The sequence below is a fragment of the Acidimicrobiales bacterium genome (assembly GCA_035533595.1).
Lineage (GTDB): Bacteria > Actinomycetota > Acidimicrobiia > Acidimicrobiales > Bog-793 > DATLTN01.
This window is the reverse complement of record DATLTN010000063.1, coordinates 17,905-32,253: the sequence shown is the minus strand read 5'-3', so window position 1 is coordinate 32,253 and position 14,349 is coordinate 17,905. Positions and strand designations below refer to the sequence as shown.

The 14,349-nt window shown below is 70.7% G+C and carries 18 protein-coding genes; 8 read left to right on the top strand and 10 right to left on the bottom strand.

Annotated elements, in window-relative coordinates; all coding sequences use genetic code 11:
* Positions 1–2,239, top strand: a 2,239-nt coding sequence (locus VNF07_12135; protein ID HVB06985.1) for an ATP-dependent Clp protease ATP-binding subunit, incomplete at its 5' end; no start/stop codon positions are given.
* Positions 2,240–2,259: 20 nt separating this feature from the next.
* Here the strand turns inward: VNF07_12135 and VNF07_12130 are convergent.
* Positions 2,260–3,045: a GntR family transcriptional regulator gene (locus VNF07_12130; protein HVB06984.1), complete on the bottom strand. Its 786-nt coding sequence runs from the start codon at positions 3,043–3,045 to the stop codon at positions 2,260–2,262.
* 351 nt (positions 3,046–3,396) lie between these two features.
* On the opposite strand from VNF07_12130, the gene VNF07_12125 reads away from it, so the two are divergent.
* Genes VNF07_12125 through rlmB form a run of 4 tightly spaced genes read left to right on the top strand, consistent with a single transcriptional unit; the run spans position 3,397 to position 5,809 of the window.
* Positions 3,397–3,873 carry a CarD family transcriptional regulator gene (locus tag VNF07_12125; GenBank protein ID HVB06983.1) on the top strand — a complete coding sequence of 159 codons (477 nt, stop codon included), beginning with the start codon at positions 3,397–3,399 and terminating at the stop codon, positions 3,871–3,873.
* A gap of 3 nt (positions 3,874–3,876) precedes the next feature.
* A complete protein-coding gene (gene ispD / locus VNF07_12120; GenBank protein ID HVB06982.1) occupies positions 3,877–4,533 on the top strand; it encodes a 2-C-methyl-D-erythritol 4-phosphate cytidylyltransferase in 657 nt (218 codons plus the stop codon).
* Positions 4,530–5,015 (top strand): 2-C-methyl-D-erythritol 2,4-cyclodiphosphate synthase, encoded by a 486-nt coding sequence (ispF, locus tag VNF07_12115; protein HVB06981.1) that lies wholly within the window; start codon positions 4,530–4,532, stop codon positions 5,013–5,015. The genes ispD and ispF overlap by 4 nt, the downstream gene beginning before the upstream one ends.
* Positions 4,985–5,809 (top strand): 23S rRNA (guanosine(2251)-2'-O)-methyltransferase RlmB, encoded by an 825-nt coding sequence (gene rlmB, locus VNF07_12110; protein HVB06980.1) that lies wholly within the window; start codon positions 4,985–4,987, stop codon positions 5,807–5,809. Before ispF ends, rlmB begins: the two co-directional genes overlap by 31 nt.
* A gap of 102 nt (positions 5,810–5,911) precedes the next feature.
* Here the strand turns inward: rlmB and VNF07_12105 are convergent, their stop codons facing one another.
* Both VNF07_12105 and VNF07_12100 read right to left on the bottom strand, forming a co-directional pair.
* A complete protein-coding gene (locus tag VNF07_12105) occupies positions 5,912–7,183 on the bottom strand; it encodes a citrate synthase (GenBank protein HVB06979.1) in 1,272 nt (423 codons plus the stop codon).
* Between the two features lie 156 nt (positions 7,184–7,339).
* Positions 7,340–7,609, bottom strand: coding sequence for a hypothetical protein (locus VNF07_12100; GenBank protein ID HVB06978.1), 270 nt, complete (start codon positions 7,607–7,609; stop codon positions 7,340–7,342).
* 311 nt (positions 7,610–7,920) lie between these two features.
* Here VNF07_12100 and VNF07_12095 point away from each other — a divergent pair, with 311 nt between their 5' ends.
* Positions 7,921–8,229: a Fic family protein gene (locus VNF07_12095; GenBank protein ID HVB06977.1), complete on the top strand. Its 309-nt coding sequence runs from the start codon at positions 7,921–7,923 to the stop codon at positions 8,227–8,229.
* Between the two features lie 106 nt (positions 8,230–8,335).
* Here the strand turns inward: VNF07_12095 and VNF07_12090 are convergent, their stop codons facing one another.
* From VNF07_12090 to VNF07_12080, 3 genes are all read right to left on the bottom strand, one after another.
* Positions 8,336–8,755: a PIN domain nuclease gene (locus VNF07_12090; GenBank protein HVB06976.1), complete on the bottom strand. Its 420-nt coding sequence runs from the start codon at positions 8,753–8,755 to the stop codon at positions 8,336–8,338.
* Entirely contained in the window at positions 8,752–8,964 is a 213-nt protein-coding gene (locus VNF07_12085; protein ID HVB06975.1) for a type II toxin-antitoxin system VapB family antitoxin, read from the bottom strand. The genes VNF07_12090 and VNF07_12085 overlap by 4 nt, the downstream gene beginning before the upstream one ends.
* Before the next feature lie 110 nt (positions 8,965–9,074).
* A complete protein-coding gene (locus VNF07_12080; protein ID HVB06974.1) occupies positions 9,075–9,518 on the bottom strand; it encodes a GNAT family N-acetyltransferase in 444 nt (147 codons plus the stop codon).
* A 140-nt stretch (positions 9,519–9,658) separates the two neighbouring features.
* Between VNF07_12080 and VNF07_12075 the strand changes: the two genes are divergently transcribed.
* A complete protein-coding gene (locus VNF07_12075; protein ID HVB06973.1) occupies positions 9,659–10,585 on the top strand; it encodes a PAC2 family protein in 927 nt (308 codons plus the stop codon).
* Positions 10,586–10,587: 2 nt separating this feature from the next.
* Entirely contained in the window at positions 10,588–10,773 is a 186-nt protein-coding gene (locus VNF07_12070; GenBank protein ID HVB06972.1) for a hypothetical protein, read from the top strand.
* Positions 10,774–10,782: 9 nt separating this feature from the next.
* On the opposite strand, the gene VNF07_12065 is transcribed toward VNF07_12070, so the two are convergent.
* The 4 genes from VNF07_12065 to groL all read right to left on the bottom strand — a co-directional run bounded on the left by VNF07_12065 (position 10,783) and on the right by groL (position 14,338).
* On the bottom strand, positions 10,783–11,019 hold the full coding sequence (locus VNF07_12065) for an NIL domain-containing protein (protein HVB06971.1): 237 nt from the start codon (positions 11,017–11,019) through the stop codon (positions 10,783–10,785).
* Complete coding sequence (gene larE / locus VNF07_12060; protein ID HVB06970.1) at positions 11,016–11,864, bottom strand: ATP-dependent sacrificial sulfur transferase LarE; 849 nt, start codon at positions 11,862–11,864, stop codon at positions 11,016–11,018. Before larE ends, VNF07_12065 begins: the two co-directional genes overlap by 4 nt.
* Complete coding sequence (locus VNF07_12055; GenBank protein ID HVB06969.1) at positions 11,861–12,553, bottom strand: chlorite dismutase family protein; 693 nt, start codon at positions 12,551–12,553, stop codon at positions 11,861–11,863. The genes larE and VNF07_12055 overlap by 4 nt, the downstream gene beginning before the upstream one ends.
* 153 nt (positions 12,554–12,706) lie before the next feature.
* Complete coding sequence (gene groL, locus VNF07_12050) at positions 12,707–14,338, bottom strand: chaperonin GroEL (protein ID HVB06968.1); 1,632 nt, start codon at positions 14,336–14,338, stop codon at positions 12,707–12,709.
* Positions 14,339–14,349: the final 11 nt, after the last annotated feature.

Below are 14,349 nucleotides of genomic sequence, written 5' to 3'. Positions count from 1 at the left end.
GAAGGTCCTCGAGCTGTCGCTGCGCGAGGCGCTGCAGCTCGGCCACAACTACATCGGCACCGAGCACATGCTCCTCGGCCTCGTGCGCGAGGGCGAGGGCGTCGCCGCGCAGGTGCTGCAGAGCCTCGGCGCCGACCTGCCGCGCGTCCGCCAGCAGGTGATCCAGCTCCTCTCCGGCTACCAGGGCCGCGAGGGGCAGGGCCAGCAGAGCGGTTCCTCCTCCTCGACCGAGCAGGCGCCGTCGGGCTCGCCCGTCCTCGACCAGTTCGGCCGCAACCTCACCCAGCTCGCCCGCGAGCACAAGCTCGACCCGGTGATCGGCCGCGATCGCGAGATCGAGCGGCTGATGCAGGTCCTCTCGCGGCGGACGAAGAACAACCCGGTGCTGATCGGCGAGCCCGGCGTCGGCAAGACGGCGATCGTCGAGGGCCTCTCCCAGCAGATCGTCGCTGACGACGTCCCCGAGACGCTGAAGGGCAAGCAGCTCTACACCCTCGACCTCGGCGCCCTCGTCGCCGGCAGCCGCTACCGCGGTGACTTCGAAGAGCGCCTGAAGAAGGTGCTGAAGGAGATCCGCACCCGCGGCGACACCATCTTGTTCATCGACGAGCTGCACACCCTCGTCGGTGCCGGCGCCGCCGAGGGCGCGATCGACGCCGCCTCGATCCTGAAGCCGATGCTCGCCCGCGGCGAGCTGCAGACGATCGGGGCGACCACCCTCGACGAGTACCGCAAGCACCTCGAGAAGGACGCCGCCCTCGAGCGGCGCTTCCAGCCGATCAAGGTGGAGGAGCCCTCGCTCGCGCACACGATCGACATCTTGAAGGGGCTGCGCGACCGCTACGAACAGCACCACCAGGTGACGATCACCGACCAGGCGCTCGTCGCCGCGGCGAACCTCGCGGACCGCTACATCTCGGACCGCTACCTCCCCGACAAGGCGATCGACCTCATCGACGAGGCCGGCAGCCGCCTGCGCATCCGCCGGATGGCGACGCCCCCGGAGTACAAGCAGATCGAGGAGGACCTCACCCGCATCCGCCTCGAGCGCGACGCGGCCCTCGAGCGGCAGAACTTCGAGCAGGCGAAGAAGCTCGCCGACCAGGAGCAGGTGAAGCTCGAACGCAAGACCGCCCTCGAGCAGGAGTGGCGCTCGGAGGGGGTCGACCTCTTCGACGTCGTCGACGAGGACGTGATCGCCGAGGTGCTGGCGAACTGGACGGGCATCCCCGTCTACAAGCTCACCGAGGAGGAGACGGCCAAGCTGTTGCGCATGGAGGACGAGCTCCACAAGCGGATCATCGGCCAGGAGGACGCGATCAAGGCGCTCTCGCGGGCGATCCGCAGGACGCGCGCCGGCCTCAAGGACCCGAAGCGCCCCTCGGGGTCCTTCATCTTCCTCGGGCCGACTGGAGTCGGGAAGACCGAGCTCGCGAAGTCCCTCGCCGAGTTCCTCTTCGGCGACGAGAGCTCGCTCATCCAGCTCGACATGTCGGAGTACATGGAGAAGCACACGGTGAGCCGCCTCGTCGGCTCGCCTCCCGGCTACGTCGGCTACGAGGAGGGCGGGCAGCTCACCGAGGCCGTCCGCCGTAAGCCCTTCTCCGTCGTCCTCTTCGACGAGATCGAGAAGGCGCACCCCGACGTCTTCAACGCCCTCCTGCAGATCCTCGAGGACGGCCGCCTCACCGACGCGCAGGGGCGCACGGTCGACTTCAAGAACACCGTGCTGATCATGACCTCGAACCTCGGGACCGCCGACCTTCGCAAGGCGAACATCGGCTTCTCGAAGTCCGACGACGCCGTGACCTACGAGCGGATGAAGGAGAAGGTGCACGAGGCGCTGAAGGCGCACTTCCGCCCCGAGTTCCTGAACCGCATCGACGAGGTGATCGTCTTCCACGAGCTGGAGCTCACCGAGGTCGTGCAGATCGTCGACCTGATGATCAAGCGGATCCGCGAGCAGCTCGAGGCGCAGGGCATCGGCCTCGAGCTGACCCTCGACGCCAAGCAGTTCATCGCCAAGAAGGGCTACGAGCCGACGCTCGGGGCGCGGCCGTTGCGCCGTGCGCTGCAGCAGCTCGTCGAGGACCCCCTCTCGGAGAAGATCCTCTGGAAGGAGTTCCGCGTCGGCGAGACGATCATCGTCGACGTCGAGGGCGAGGAGGTCGTCTTCCGCTCGATGCAGGACGTCGAGCCACCGCCGGTGGAGTTCGCCGACACGGGAGCCGACGCCTGAGCTGAGGCGCCGTTTTCCGATCACCGCATTCCCGCAAGAGGGCCGGCTTGTGCCGGCCCTCTTGCACGCCCGGCGACGGGGAGCTGCGAGCTCCAGGTGACGCGCAGCCGATCGCCGCGGTAGAGGTCGTGGGAGTACTCGAGCGCCCGGCCGTCGGCGCCGTGGGCGACGCGGCGGACGAGGAGCAGGGGCGCGCCGGGAGCGGTCTCAAGGAGGGCGGCCTCGGTGGGGCGCGCGACGGTGGGCTCGAGGTGCTCGACGGCGCGGACCGGCACCGCCGAGTACTCGCGGCAGATCAGCTCGTGGAGCGAGCCCGCGAGGGGGTGGGAGAGGAGCCCGGGGTAGGGCTCCGCGGGGAGCACCGCCTGCTCGAGGCCGAGCACCCTCCCGTTCGCGTAGCGCAGGCGGCGCAGCGCGAGGACGGGGCCGTCACCGAGGGTCGCGACCTCACCGGGAGCCGCGGGGCGCTCCACCGCCTCGACGACGCGCGTCCCGGCGCGCAGCGCGAGGCCGCGCAGCTGCTCGGAGAGGGCGGGCAGGCCGTGCAGCTCGAGCGGGGGATCGACGACGAAGTTCCCCCCGCCCCGCCCGGTGCGGCGCAGCAGCGCGCCCTCGTCCTCGAGTGTCGCGAGCGCCTGCCGCAGCGTCATGCGGCTCACCCCGAAGCTCGCCGCGAGCTCCCGCTCCGGCGGCAGCCGCTCGCCGATCGGGTAGTGCCCTTCGCCGAGGGCGGTGCGCAACGCGCGGAGAATGCGCAGGTGAGCAGGCTCCGGCGGGGTGTCGCCGGGAGTGGAGATTGTGGGCATAGTGGTCTAGACCATACTGCCCAAGGCCACCGAGCCGGCCCCACGTCGCGGTGAAGCCCTTCGCTCGCCGGCTCGACCGAGAGGCCGGGCCGCCCGGGATGGCCCTTCTCGGCCGGGGAGGCGGCGCGCTGCACGACGCTGCGGTACGCCGAGGCGACACTCGCCTCCGCCGCTGCGACGACCGCGCGAAGGTCCCCGGGCTCACAGTCCCGCGCCTTGCGCCGCGCTGCGCAGCCCCTCCGGTGGCGCACATCCGGGAGGTGGGGCCAGCACCGGTACAATGAGGGGCCGGAATCCCTAGACGGCGCGCCGCCCGGCGCTGCCACACCGGCCCATCTGAGGAGCCTCTGCGTGTTCGACGTCGGCGACAAAGTCGTCTATCCCCACCATGGCGCGGCAGTCGTCGAGCGCCGCGAAGTGCGGCAGGCCTTCGGTGAGGAGCGCGAGTACCTCGTGCTCCGCCTCGCCTATGGGGACCTCACCCTGATGGTCCCGGCCGACAACACCGACGAGGTGGGGCTGCGCGAGGTCATCAACGACGAAGAGGTCGAGGAGGTGTTCGCCGTGCTCCGCAAGAAGGAGGCGCGGATGCCGACCAACTGGTCCCGTCGTTACAAGAACCACGTCGAGAAGCTGAAGTCCGGCGACATCTACCAGGTCGCCGAGGTCGTCCGGAACCTCTCGATCCGCGACAAGGACAAGGGCCTCTCCGCGGGCGAGAAGCGGATGCTGAACCGCGCCCGGCAGATCCTCGTCTCCGAGCTCACCTTCGCCATCGGGGTGAGCGAGGAGGAGGCCGAGGAGCGGCTGAACGCCGCCCTTCCCTAGGTCGTGGCGGCCACCGCCGTCTGGGCCATCGTCGTCGCCGCCGGTGAAGGGCGGCGCTTCGGCGCACAGAAGCAGTTCGCCCCCCTCGCCGGGCGGAGCGTCCTCGAGTGGTCGCTCGACGCGGCGCGCAGCGTCGCCGCCGGCGTCGTCCTCGTCGTGCCCCCCGACCGTGTCGAGGACCCGGCCCTCGCCGGGCTCGCCGACGCCCTCGCCGCTGGAGGGGCCACCCGCGCCGACTCGGTGCGCGCCGGCCTCGCCCGCGTCCCCGACGAGGCGGCCTTCATCCTCGTCCACGACGCTGCCCGCCCCCTCGCCACCCCGGCGCTGTTCGCCGCGGTGCTCGCCGCGCTCGGCGAGGGGGTCGACGGCGCCGTCCCGGGCCTCACCCCCGCTGACACCGTTAAGCGGGTCGCCGGCGACACCGTCACCGAGACCCTGCCGCGCGCCGAGCTCGTGACCGTGCAGACGCCGCAGGCCTTCCGCGCCGAGGTGCTCCGCAAGGCGCACGCCTCGGGCCTCGACGCGACCGACGACGCCGCGCTCTTGGAGGCGATCGGCGCGACCGTGAAGGTCGTCGCCGGGGAGGCGACCAACACCAAGCTCACCGTCCCCGAGGACCTGGAGCGCGCCGCGGCGCTGCTCGGGAGGGTGACCGGATGAGCGAGCTGCGCATCGGCCAGGGCCTCGACTTCCACCGCTTCGCCGAGGAGGGCGACGACCCCGCCCGCCCGCTCGTCCTCGGCGGGGTCGAGCTCGCGGGGGAGCGGCCGCTCGTCGGCCACTCCGACGCGGACGCCCTCGCGCACGCCCTCACCGACGCGCTCTTCGGCGCCGCCGGCCTCGGCGACATCGGATCGCACTTCCCCGACAACGATCCCGCCTACGCGGGCGCTGACTCGCTCGCCCTCCTCGCCGAGGCGGCGCGACGCTGCGCGGCGGAGGGGTGGCGGCTCGTGAACGCCGACTGCACCGTCCTCGGGGAGCGGCCGCGCGTCGCGCCGCACCGCGAGGAGATGGCGGTGCACCTCTCGGCCGCCGCCGGTGGGCCGGTGCACGTGAAGGCGACCCGCCCGGAGGGCCTCGGCGCCCTCGGCCGAGTGGAGGGCCTCGCATGCTTCGCCATCGCCCTCCTCGAGCGCTGAACCCGCCGGGGCGCCCGCGCCCCGAGCGGGAGGAGGACCTCGGCGGTGTCCAGGTGGAGGGGCTGTGGGCGGTCCGCGAGCTGCTGCGCGCCGGGCGCCGGGTGGTGCGCGAGGTGGCCGTCGCCGCCGGGCGCAGCGAGACCGCGCCGCTGGACGAGATCCTTGAGCTCGCCCGCCTGCGGCGGGTGCCGGTGCGCAGACTCACCCCCGAGGAGCTGCAGGCACGCGCCCAGAGCGAGGTCCCCCAGGGGGTCATCGCCCGTGCGGAGCCGCTGCGCGCCGTCCCCCTCGCCGACCTCGCCTCCGCCGGAGCCGACGGGCGCCCGCCCTTCCTCCTCGTCTTCGACGAGCTCACCGATCCGCAGAACTTCGGGGCGGCGCTCCGCAGCGCGCTGTCGGCCGGGGCGACGGGCGCGGTCGTCGCCCGCCAGCGGGCGGCGAGGGTGACACCGAGCGTCGCGAAGGCGGCGGCCGGGGCGGTCGAGCACCTGCCGATCGCCCTCGTCGGCGGGATCGCCGCGGCGCTCGGCACCCTCTCGCGTCACGGCGTCTGGTCGGTCGCCCTCGACGGGGAGGGGGAGCGGGTCTTGGACGAAGTCGAGCTGCTCGCCGAGCCGGTGGCGCTCGTCGTCGGCGCCGAGGGGAGGGGCCTCGCGCCCCTCGTCCGCCAGCGCTGCGACGTGCGGGCGCGGATCCCGCTCCTCGGTCCGCTCGAGTCCCTGAACGCCGCCGCGGCCGCGGCGGTCGCCTGTTTCACCGTGGCCCGCGCCCGCCGGGGTGTTCCGACCCCCTGACGCGGAACAGCCCGCCGTCGCCGGCGGGCTGTTCCCGGATCCCCCAGACCCCGTAAGAAGCGGTATCTGTTTAGCGCATCCCGAGCATCGGCGCCAACGATCTCAACTGCGCTTCATCATCGGGACGAAGTCCCGCTCCTCGGCCCCGGTGTAGAGCTGGCGGGGGCGGGCGATGCGCGCCTTGTTGTCGAGCGACTCCTGCCAGTGGGCGAGCCAGCCCGAGGTACGGGCGATCGCGAAGAGCACGGTGAACATCGCCGTCGGGAAGCCCATCGCCTGGTAGATGATCCCGGAGTAGAAGTCGACGTTCGGGTAGAGGCGACGGCTGATGAAGTACTCGTCGGCGAGCGCTACCTCCTCGAGCTTCAGCGCGATGTCGAGGAGCGGGCTCTTGCCGGTGACCTCGAAGACGTCGTAGGCGATCTTCTGGACGATCTTCGCCCGCGGGTCGTAGTTCTTGTAGACGCGGTGGCCGAAGCCGAAGAGCAGGCCCTTGCCCTCCTTCACCGACTTCACGAAGTCCGGCACGTTCTCGATCGAGCCGATCTCGTTCAGCATGTTCAGCACTTCCTCGTTCGCCCCGCCGTGGCGCGGGCCGTAGAGGGCGGCGCAGGCGGCGGCGGTCGAGGAATAGGGGTCGGCGTGGCTCGAGCCGACGACGCGCATCGCCGTCGTCGAGCAGTTCTGCTCGTGGTCGGCGTGCAGCATGAAAAGCACGTCGATCGCCTTGGCGAGGCGCGGGTCGGCCTCGTAGCGGGGCTCGGCCACCTTCCACATCATCGACAGGAAGTTCTCTGCGAACGACAGTGAGTTGTCGGGGTAGACGAAGGGCATCCCGACGCTGAAGCGGTGCGCGGCGGCGGCGAGGGTCGGCATCTTGGACACCAGCCGGACGATCTGGCTGTGGCGGTTCGCGGGGTCGAAGATGTCCTTCGCCTCGGGGTAGAAGGTCGAGAGCGCGCCGACGGCCGAGACGAGCATCCCCATCGGGTGGGCGTCGTAGTGGAAGCCGTCGAGGAAGCGCTTGCGCACGTTCTCGTGGATGAAGGTGTGGCGGGTGATCTCGTCCACCCACGCCTCGTACTGCTGCTTGTTCGGGAGCTCGCCGTTCAGCAGCAGGTAGGAGACCTCGAGGTAGGAGGACTGCTCGGCCAGCTGCTCGATCGGGTACCCGCGATAGCGGAGGATGCCCTCGTCGCCGTCGATGTAGGTGATCGCCGACTCGCACTCGGCGGTCGCGCCGAAGGCCGGGTCGTAGAACCAGATCCCGGGGAGGAGCTTGGACCATTCCGCGGCGCTCACCCCGCCGTCGGTGATCGGGACCTCGATCGACTGTCCGGTGCGGTTGTCGGTGATCGTCACGCTCTCTGGCACGCTCGTGCTCCTCCTCCTCGTCCCGGACGCGGGCGCGATCCTAGGTCCGACGAGGGACATCGGCCCAGTCGAGGCGCGGCGGCCGCCACCGGGCACCGGAGACACCTGCCCCGCCCGCGGGGGGCGAGGCAGGGGCGCTGCAGGCTGCGGGTGGGCTCAGTTGGTGATCGCCAGATGGTCGGCGGCACCGATCAGCGCCTCACAGGACGCGGTCTGCGCACGGGGGTCCGAGAGGTGCTGCCCCGCGAACTCGGCGCGGAAGAGCTCGTCTTTGATGTGCCCCGCGAGGGCGTCACGCGCGTGCTCGAGGGCGCTCAGCTGCTGGTCGAGCGAGGAGTAGGTGGCGTCCCCGGTGCCCGTGCCCTCGATGGCGTTGGTCGCCGCCTCGAGGGTGGCGGTCCCGAACTCGCCGACGCTCGAGTTCAACGAGCACCTCGGTGATCACCCGCCCGTCCTCGGTGTCGTCGTCCTTCAGGTCGGTGAGGTACATGAGCGTGGGCCGGATGTCGGCCTCGTCCACCCAGGTTCCGGTCGTCCCGCTCTGGGGTGCCGTCTGCTGGCCGCTCAGCGCTCCGGCCGAGCTCGGTCCGGCGTTCGCGGCGGGGCCGTCGAGGCCGAGCGGCGCGATCCCGGAGCCGACGAGGCCGAGGTAGTTGGTGTCGATCTCGGCCGCGTAGTCACCGTGGTCCCATGCGTAGGAGTTCGTCTGCTCGACGCAGTCGCTGTTCGAGGGGCCGGTGGCGTTCGGCTCGGTCGATTTGAAGGCGGCTGCGATGCTGGATTCGCTCACCAACAACCATCCCCTCGTCGACGGAAACAAGCGTCTCGGCTGGCTCGCGACGATGGTGTTCCTCGACCTCAACGGTTATGACCCGAGTCTGTCCGATCCGACGGCCAGGCTTTCCAACTCGTCTGGGACGTCGCGAGCGGTCGCGTCGAGCTTGGCGAAATCGCGCGGCGGCTCGACGGGCACCCCGTCCGCCGCTGACGCCAGGCCGTCCTTGTCACCCGCCGAAACGGCCAGCTCGCTGGCAGTTTGCCCATGAGTGCCACACGGCGCCGGTTCCCATGGCGCGAAGTTTGTCGTTGCAGTGCCTCGAGATGCACCTATGTCCCGAGCGCTTTTCGATAGACGTTTGTCTACCGAGGAAGCTAGAAGCCACCTAGAGGGTGAGGCGCAGCGTCGAGCTCGATGCCGATCACACTGGCGATTCGGACAAGGTCGACGTCTTGGGCCAAGAGGCTCGCACCCTCCCGCCACGCGACCGCAGCAATCATGCAATCGACGAGTCCGCGCGGGGTGACGCCTTGTTGCCTGCACCTCCGATAGATGCGAACAGCACCATCGAAGTCCACAATCGAGTCGAACCGATAAAGGTGGAATCGCAACAGCAGCCGACGGAGGTCGTGCTCGCGGCGCTCGTCGCGCGCGCCAACGAGAACCTCCATGATGACGGGTTCGGTGACCGCGACTGCTCCATCTCGCGCAATGAGTTCGGTCAACCGCTGATCGGCGGGACTTTCGGTCGCTCGGTCATACTCCACCCACGCGGAGGTGTCCGCGAGGATCACGGCGCCGAGCGCGGGGCTGTTTCGGCGACCGTGTCTTCGATAGCGCGCGCCCCGCGCATGGCAAGAGCTTCTTCCCGCGTCATCGGCTGGCCGGCGAGATTGCGAAGTGCAAGGTCCACCGCCTCAGTTTTTGAATGAACGGCGTAACGATCCATGACTGTCTCAATCAAGGAGTCGTCGAGTTCGATGTTCGTGCGGGTACGGCTCACGTACTAACTCTACACCTGAGGTGTACTAGTGGTGTACCAGCCGACTCGCTCCGGACACGCGGCGGCAGACCGGCAGACGGTTGCTGCATGGAGCCGAAAAGGCCCATGCACTAGTTCTCTAGCGAAACTCTGTAGACGTTCGTCTCGCGTTCGGAGAAGCCCAGGCGCCGGTAGAGGGCGTTCGCCGCTTCTCGGCTCGGCCGGCTCGTCAGGTCGACGGTCACCGCACCTCGCTCTCTGGCGACGGCCACCGCCCGCTCGACGAGGGCGCTCCCTGCGCCCCGGCCCCGCGCCGCCTCGTCGACGACGACGTCCTCGATCCAGGCGCGCACGCCCGTCAGGAGGCGGAAGGTCTGCAGCGTGAGGGTGCCGACGATGCGGTCGCCGAGTCGGGCGACGAACAGGCAGGTGTCGGGATTGCCGACGATCTCGCGCAAAGCCATCAGGTCGGGGGACGGGGCACTCGAGAGCTGGGGAAGCAGCTGCGCGAGCGCCGCCACGTGCCCCTCGTTCGCCGCCTCGAGTACCTCCACGACCAGCTCTTCTTGGACCATCTGCCCAGCGTAACTGGGTCGCCCGCCGCCGAGCGGGCGAGCACTGGCTGTGGCGGGAATCGACACGGAGGGCCGGCGCGCGTCTTCGGCGCGGCCTCGGCGGCCAGTAGGCTGAAGGGCGAAACCAGGAGGTGGCCGCGATGGTGCAACGGCGGATCGAGCGAGCGGCGCGACGTGCGCTCGAGGGCGCGCTCCGGGCATTCGACCGTCGCGCCGCTCGCGACGAGCCTGACGAATCGCTGCCGACGGTCGCCCTCAACCGACCGATTCTCATTGCCGCCTTCGAGGGCTGGAACGACGCCGGCGACGCCGCCTCCTCGGCGGCGAGCTACCTCGCGGACGGGTGGGCGGCCGAGCCGCTCGCCGAGATCGACCCGGATGAGTTCTTCGACTTCACCGAGGTGCGGCCCGAGTCTGCGCTCCTCGACGGGGGTGCACGGCGCATCGTGTGGCCGACGACCGCCTTCTCGCTTGTCCCCGGCGTGCAGGGCGCGCGCGACATCGTGCTCCTGCGTGGCCCCGAGCCGCAGCTGCGGTGGCGCACCTACTGTGCGGCACTGATCGAGCTCGCGCGCAGCATCGGGATCGAGCGGGTGATCACCCTCGGCGCCTACCTCGGCGAGGTCACCCACTCGCGGGCCACGCCGGTCACCGCCTCCTCCGCCGATCCGGTGCTCGCCGAGCGCTACCACCTCTCCACGAGCCGTTACGAGGGGCCGACGGGCATCGTCGGCGTGCTCAGCGCGGCGCTCGCCGAGGCCGGGATCCCGACGATCTCGGTGTGGGCGAGCGTGCCGTGCTACTCGCTCCCGGTCTCACCGAAGGCCTCGCTCGCCCTCGTGCAGGTCGTCGCCCGCCTCGCTGGCCGGGAGGTCGATCTCGACGAGCTCGAGCGGGACGCTTCGGACTACGAGGAGAAGATGGACGAGCTGGTCGCCGAGGACGAGAACGTCGCCGCCTACGTCTCGCGCATCGAGGAGATGGAGCAGGTCGTCGACTCCGAGCTCTCAGCGGAGGGCCTCGCCGAGGAGATCGAGCGCTACCTGCGCAACAACCGGTCGAGCTGACCGTGGCGGTCCACGACGACTGCCGTCACTACGTGATGCAGACGGTGCGCAGCGGCGACCGTCTCGAGCGCTGCGCGCTCGGGGCGAACGAGTCGGTCCCCTTCGCCTGCCCGGAAGGCTGTCTCTTCTACGAGCCGCGCAGCACCTCGAGCGCCGGCTGGCAGGTCGGCGGCTCACCGCGCTCCTGACGGAGCCGGTCAGCTCTCGACGACGTCGGAGAGGGGCTCGACGCGAATCCCCGTCGAGCGCAGCCACTCGATGGCCTCCTCGACGGCGCCGCTCTCGCCGACGAGCTCGCAGATGATCCACCCCGAACGCTCCTCCACCTGGGCGCGCCGGATGTTCGGCTCGACGTCGTAGAGGCGGGTGAGGCGGGCGAGGACCGGCTCGCGGACGAGGTCCTCGGGGAAGACGATGCGGACGCGCACGCTCATGGTCGCTCCTTTGTCTCCGACTCCTCGGCGAGCGCCGTCATGGCGAGGTTGCCGGAGCGGAAGCCCTCAAGGTCGAGGGTCACGTAGCGGTAGCCGACGGCGTGCAATGCGTCGACGATCTCCTCCCGCAGCTCGATCGCTCGCGGCAGGTCCGCGCTCGGCAGCTCGAGGCGCGCGGCGTCCCCGTAGTGGCGGACCCGCAGGCCGCGAAACCCGAGCGCCCGCAGCGCCGACTCGGCGCGCGCGACCTGGGAGAGCACGCCGACGGTGACGGGGGTGCCGTGAGGGACCCGCGAGGAGAGGCAGGCGTTGGCGGGCTTGTCCCAGGTCTCGAGGCCGATGGCGCGCGACAGGGCGCGCACCGTCGCCTTGTCCAGGCTCGCCTCGACGAGGGGGAAGACCGCCCCCCGCTCGCGCGCCGCGGCCTGGCCGGGGCGGTGCTCGCCGAGGTCGTCGAGGTTGACGCCGAGGGCGACCGCGGCCCCCTCGCGCTCGGCGGCGGCGCCGAGGACGTCCATCAGCTCCGCCTTGCAGAAGTAGCAGCGGTCGAGGGTGTTCTCCCGGTAGGCGGGGTTCTCGACCTCGTGCGTGCGCAGCGCGAGGTGGCGCAGCCCCCAGGCACGGGCGAGGCGCGCACACTCGTGCTCGTCCTCGACCGCGAGCGAGGGCGAGACCGCGGTCGCGCAGAGCACCCGCGAGGCGCCGAGGTGACTGGTCGCGACCTGCGCGAGGAGGGCCGAGTCGGCTCCCCCCGAGAAGGCGACGAGCAGCCGCTCGTGGCGCTCGAGGACCCCCTCGAGGCGCGCCCGCGCCGCCGCGAGAGAGGGGTCGAGGGCGACGGTCATGCGCAGCCGAGCGCGTCGAGCACCGCGTCGGGCTCACCGACGGTGCCGCTCAGGAACGGGCCGAACTCGGCGTAGCGGGCGGAGGCCTCGTCGAAGCGCATCTCGTAGACGCACTCCTTCAGGTCGTCCGGGCTGCGCCCGAAGAGCGTCACGCCCCACTCGTAGTCGTCGAGGCCGGTCGATCCCGTCACGAGCTGCAGGACCCGCCCGCGGAAGGTCCGTCCCACCGCGCCGTGGCCGTGCATCAGCGCGAGGCGCTCGTCGTAGGGCAGGCGGTACCAATTGTCGCCGGCCTCGCGGCGCTTGGACATCGGGTAGAAGCAAAAGGCCGGCATCCCCTCGGGCGGCAGGCGCGGGTGCAGCCGGGCCTCGCGCATCTCGGCGGGGGCGCCCGCCGCGTACTCCGAGACCTCGGTCCGCGAGACGTAGGAATAGCTCGGCGCCACCCCGGCGCGCCGGAGCTCGCTCTGCAGGCGGCGCAGCGTCGCGGCGTCCTCGCCGAGCGCGAGCAGGCCGAGGTCCGCCCTGTGGCCGAGGAGCGCGACCGTGACGACCTGGCTCCCGGCGCTCTGGCACTCCTTCAGCGCGAGCTCGATCTCGCCGCGGCGCGCCTCGGGGCCGAGTGGGGCGAAGAGGTGGAGCACCGCCCAGCTCTGTTCGTCGGGCTTCTCGGTCTCAGCGTCGCTCACGCGGCCGATACTACGGCCGGCCGGCCGGCCCCCCCGCCGCAGAGCCGGTGCGCCGGCCGATGGGAACCACGGAACAGAACAACCCCCGCCGAAGCGGGGGTTGTTCTCGGAACGTGCGTGCTCGGGTGCGGCGGAGGCCGCTCCCGGGTTGGCCTAGAAGTCCTCCATGCCGCCGCCCGGCATCGCCGGCGCCGAGGAGTGCTCCTCGGGCTTGTCGACGACGAGGGCCTCGGTGGTGAGGAAGAGCGCGGCGATGGAGGCCGCGTTCTGCAGCGCCGAGCGGGTGACCTTCGCGGCGTCGATCACGCCTGCCTTGACGAGGTTCTCGTACTCGCCGGTCGCCGCGTTGAGCCCCTCGGCCGGGTCCTTCAGGCTGCGGACCTTCTCGATCACGACGCCACCCTCGAGGCCGGCGTTGATCGCGATCTGCTTCAACGGCTCCTCGACGGCGCGGGCCACGATGCGCGCCCCGGTCGCCTCGTCGCCCTCGAGCTTGTCGGCCGCGGCGATGATCGCCTTCTGCGCACGCAGCAGGGCCACGCCGCCGCCGGGGACGACGCCCTCCTCGATGGCCGCCTTGGTCGTCGAGACGGCGTCCTCGATGCGGTGCTTCTTCTCCTTCAGCTCGACCTCGGTGGCCGCGCCGACCTTGATCACCGCGACGCCGCCGGAGAGCTTGGCGAGGCGCTCCTGCAGCTTCTCGCGGTCGTAGTCGGAGTCGGTGTTCTCGATCTCGGTCTTGATCTGGCTGATCCGGCCCTTGATCTCGTTGTCGTCACCGGCGCCCTCGACCACGGTCGTCTCGTCCTTGGTGATGACGATCTTGCGCGCACGGCCGAGGAGGTCGAGCGTGACGTTCTCGAGCTTCAGGCCGACGTCCTCGGTGATCACCTGTCCGCCGGTGAGGATCGCGATGTCCTGGAGCATCGCCTTGCGACGCTCCCCGAAGCCGGGGGCCTTCACTGCCGCGGAGCGGAAGGTGCCGCGGATCTTGTTCACGACGAGCGTCGCGAGGGCCTCGCCCTCCACGTCCTCAGCGATGATGACGAGCGGCTTACCGGTCTGCATGACCTTCTCGAGCACCGGCAGCATGTCCCGCACGGCGGAGATCTTCGAGCCGAAGAGGAGCACGTAGGGGTCCTCGAGGACCGCCTCCATGCGCTCGGGGTCAGTCACGAAGTAGGGGGAGATGTAGCCCTTGTCGAAGCGCATCCCCTCGACGAGGTCCATCTCCATGCCGAAGGTCTGGGACTCCTCGACGGTGATCACGCCGTCCTTGCCGACCTTGTCGATCGCCTCGGCGATCATCGCCCCGATCTCGGGGTCGGCGGCGGAGATCGCCGCCACCTGGGAGATCTGGTCCTTCGAGTCGGTCACCGACACGGCGAGCTTCTTCAGATGCGCCGTCGCCGCCTCGACCGCCGCCTCGATGCCCTTCTTCAACGACATCGGGTTGGCGCCGGCGGCCACATTGCGCAGCCCCTCGCGCACGAGCGCCCCGGCGAGCACCGTGGCGGTCGTCGTGCCGTCACCGGCTACGTCGTCGGTCTTCTTCGCGACCTCTTTCACGAGCTCGGCGCCGACCCTCTCGTAGGGGTCCTCGAGCTCGACTTCCTTCGCGATCGAGACCCCGTCGTTGGTGATCGTGGGGGCGCCCCACTTGCGCTCGAGCACCACGTTGCGGCCCTTCGGGCCGAGGGTCACCTTCACGGCGTCCACGAGCTGGTTCATCCCCCGCTCGAGCGCGCGACGCGCCTGCTCGTCAAAGGCGATCAACTTCGGCATCTTCGTCCTCC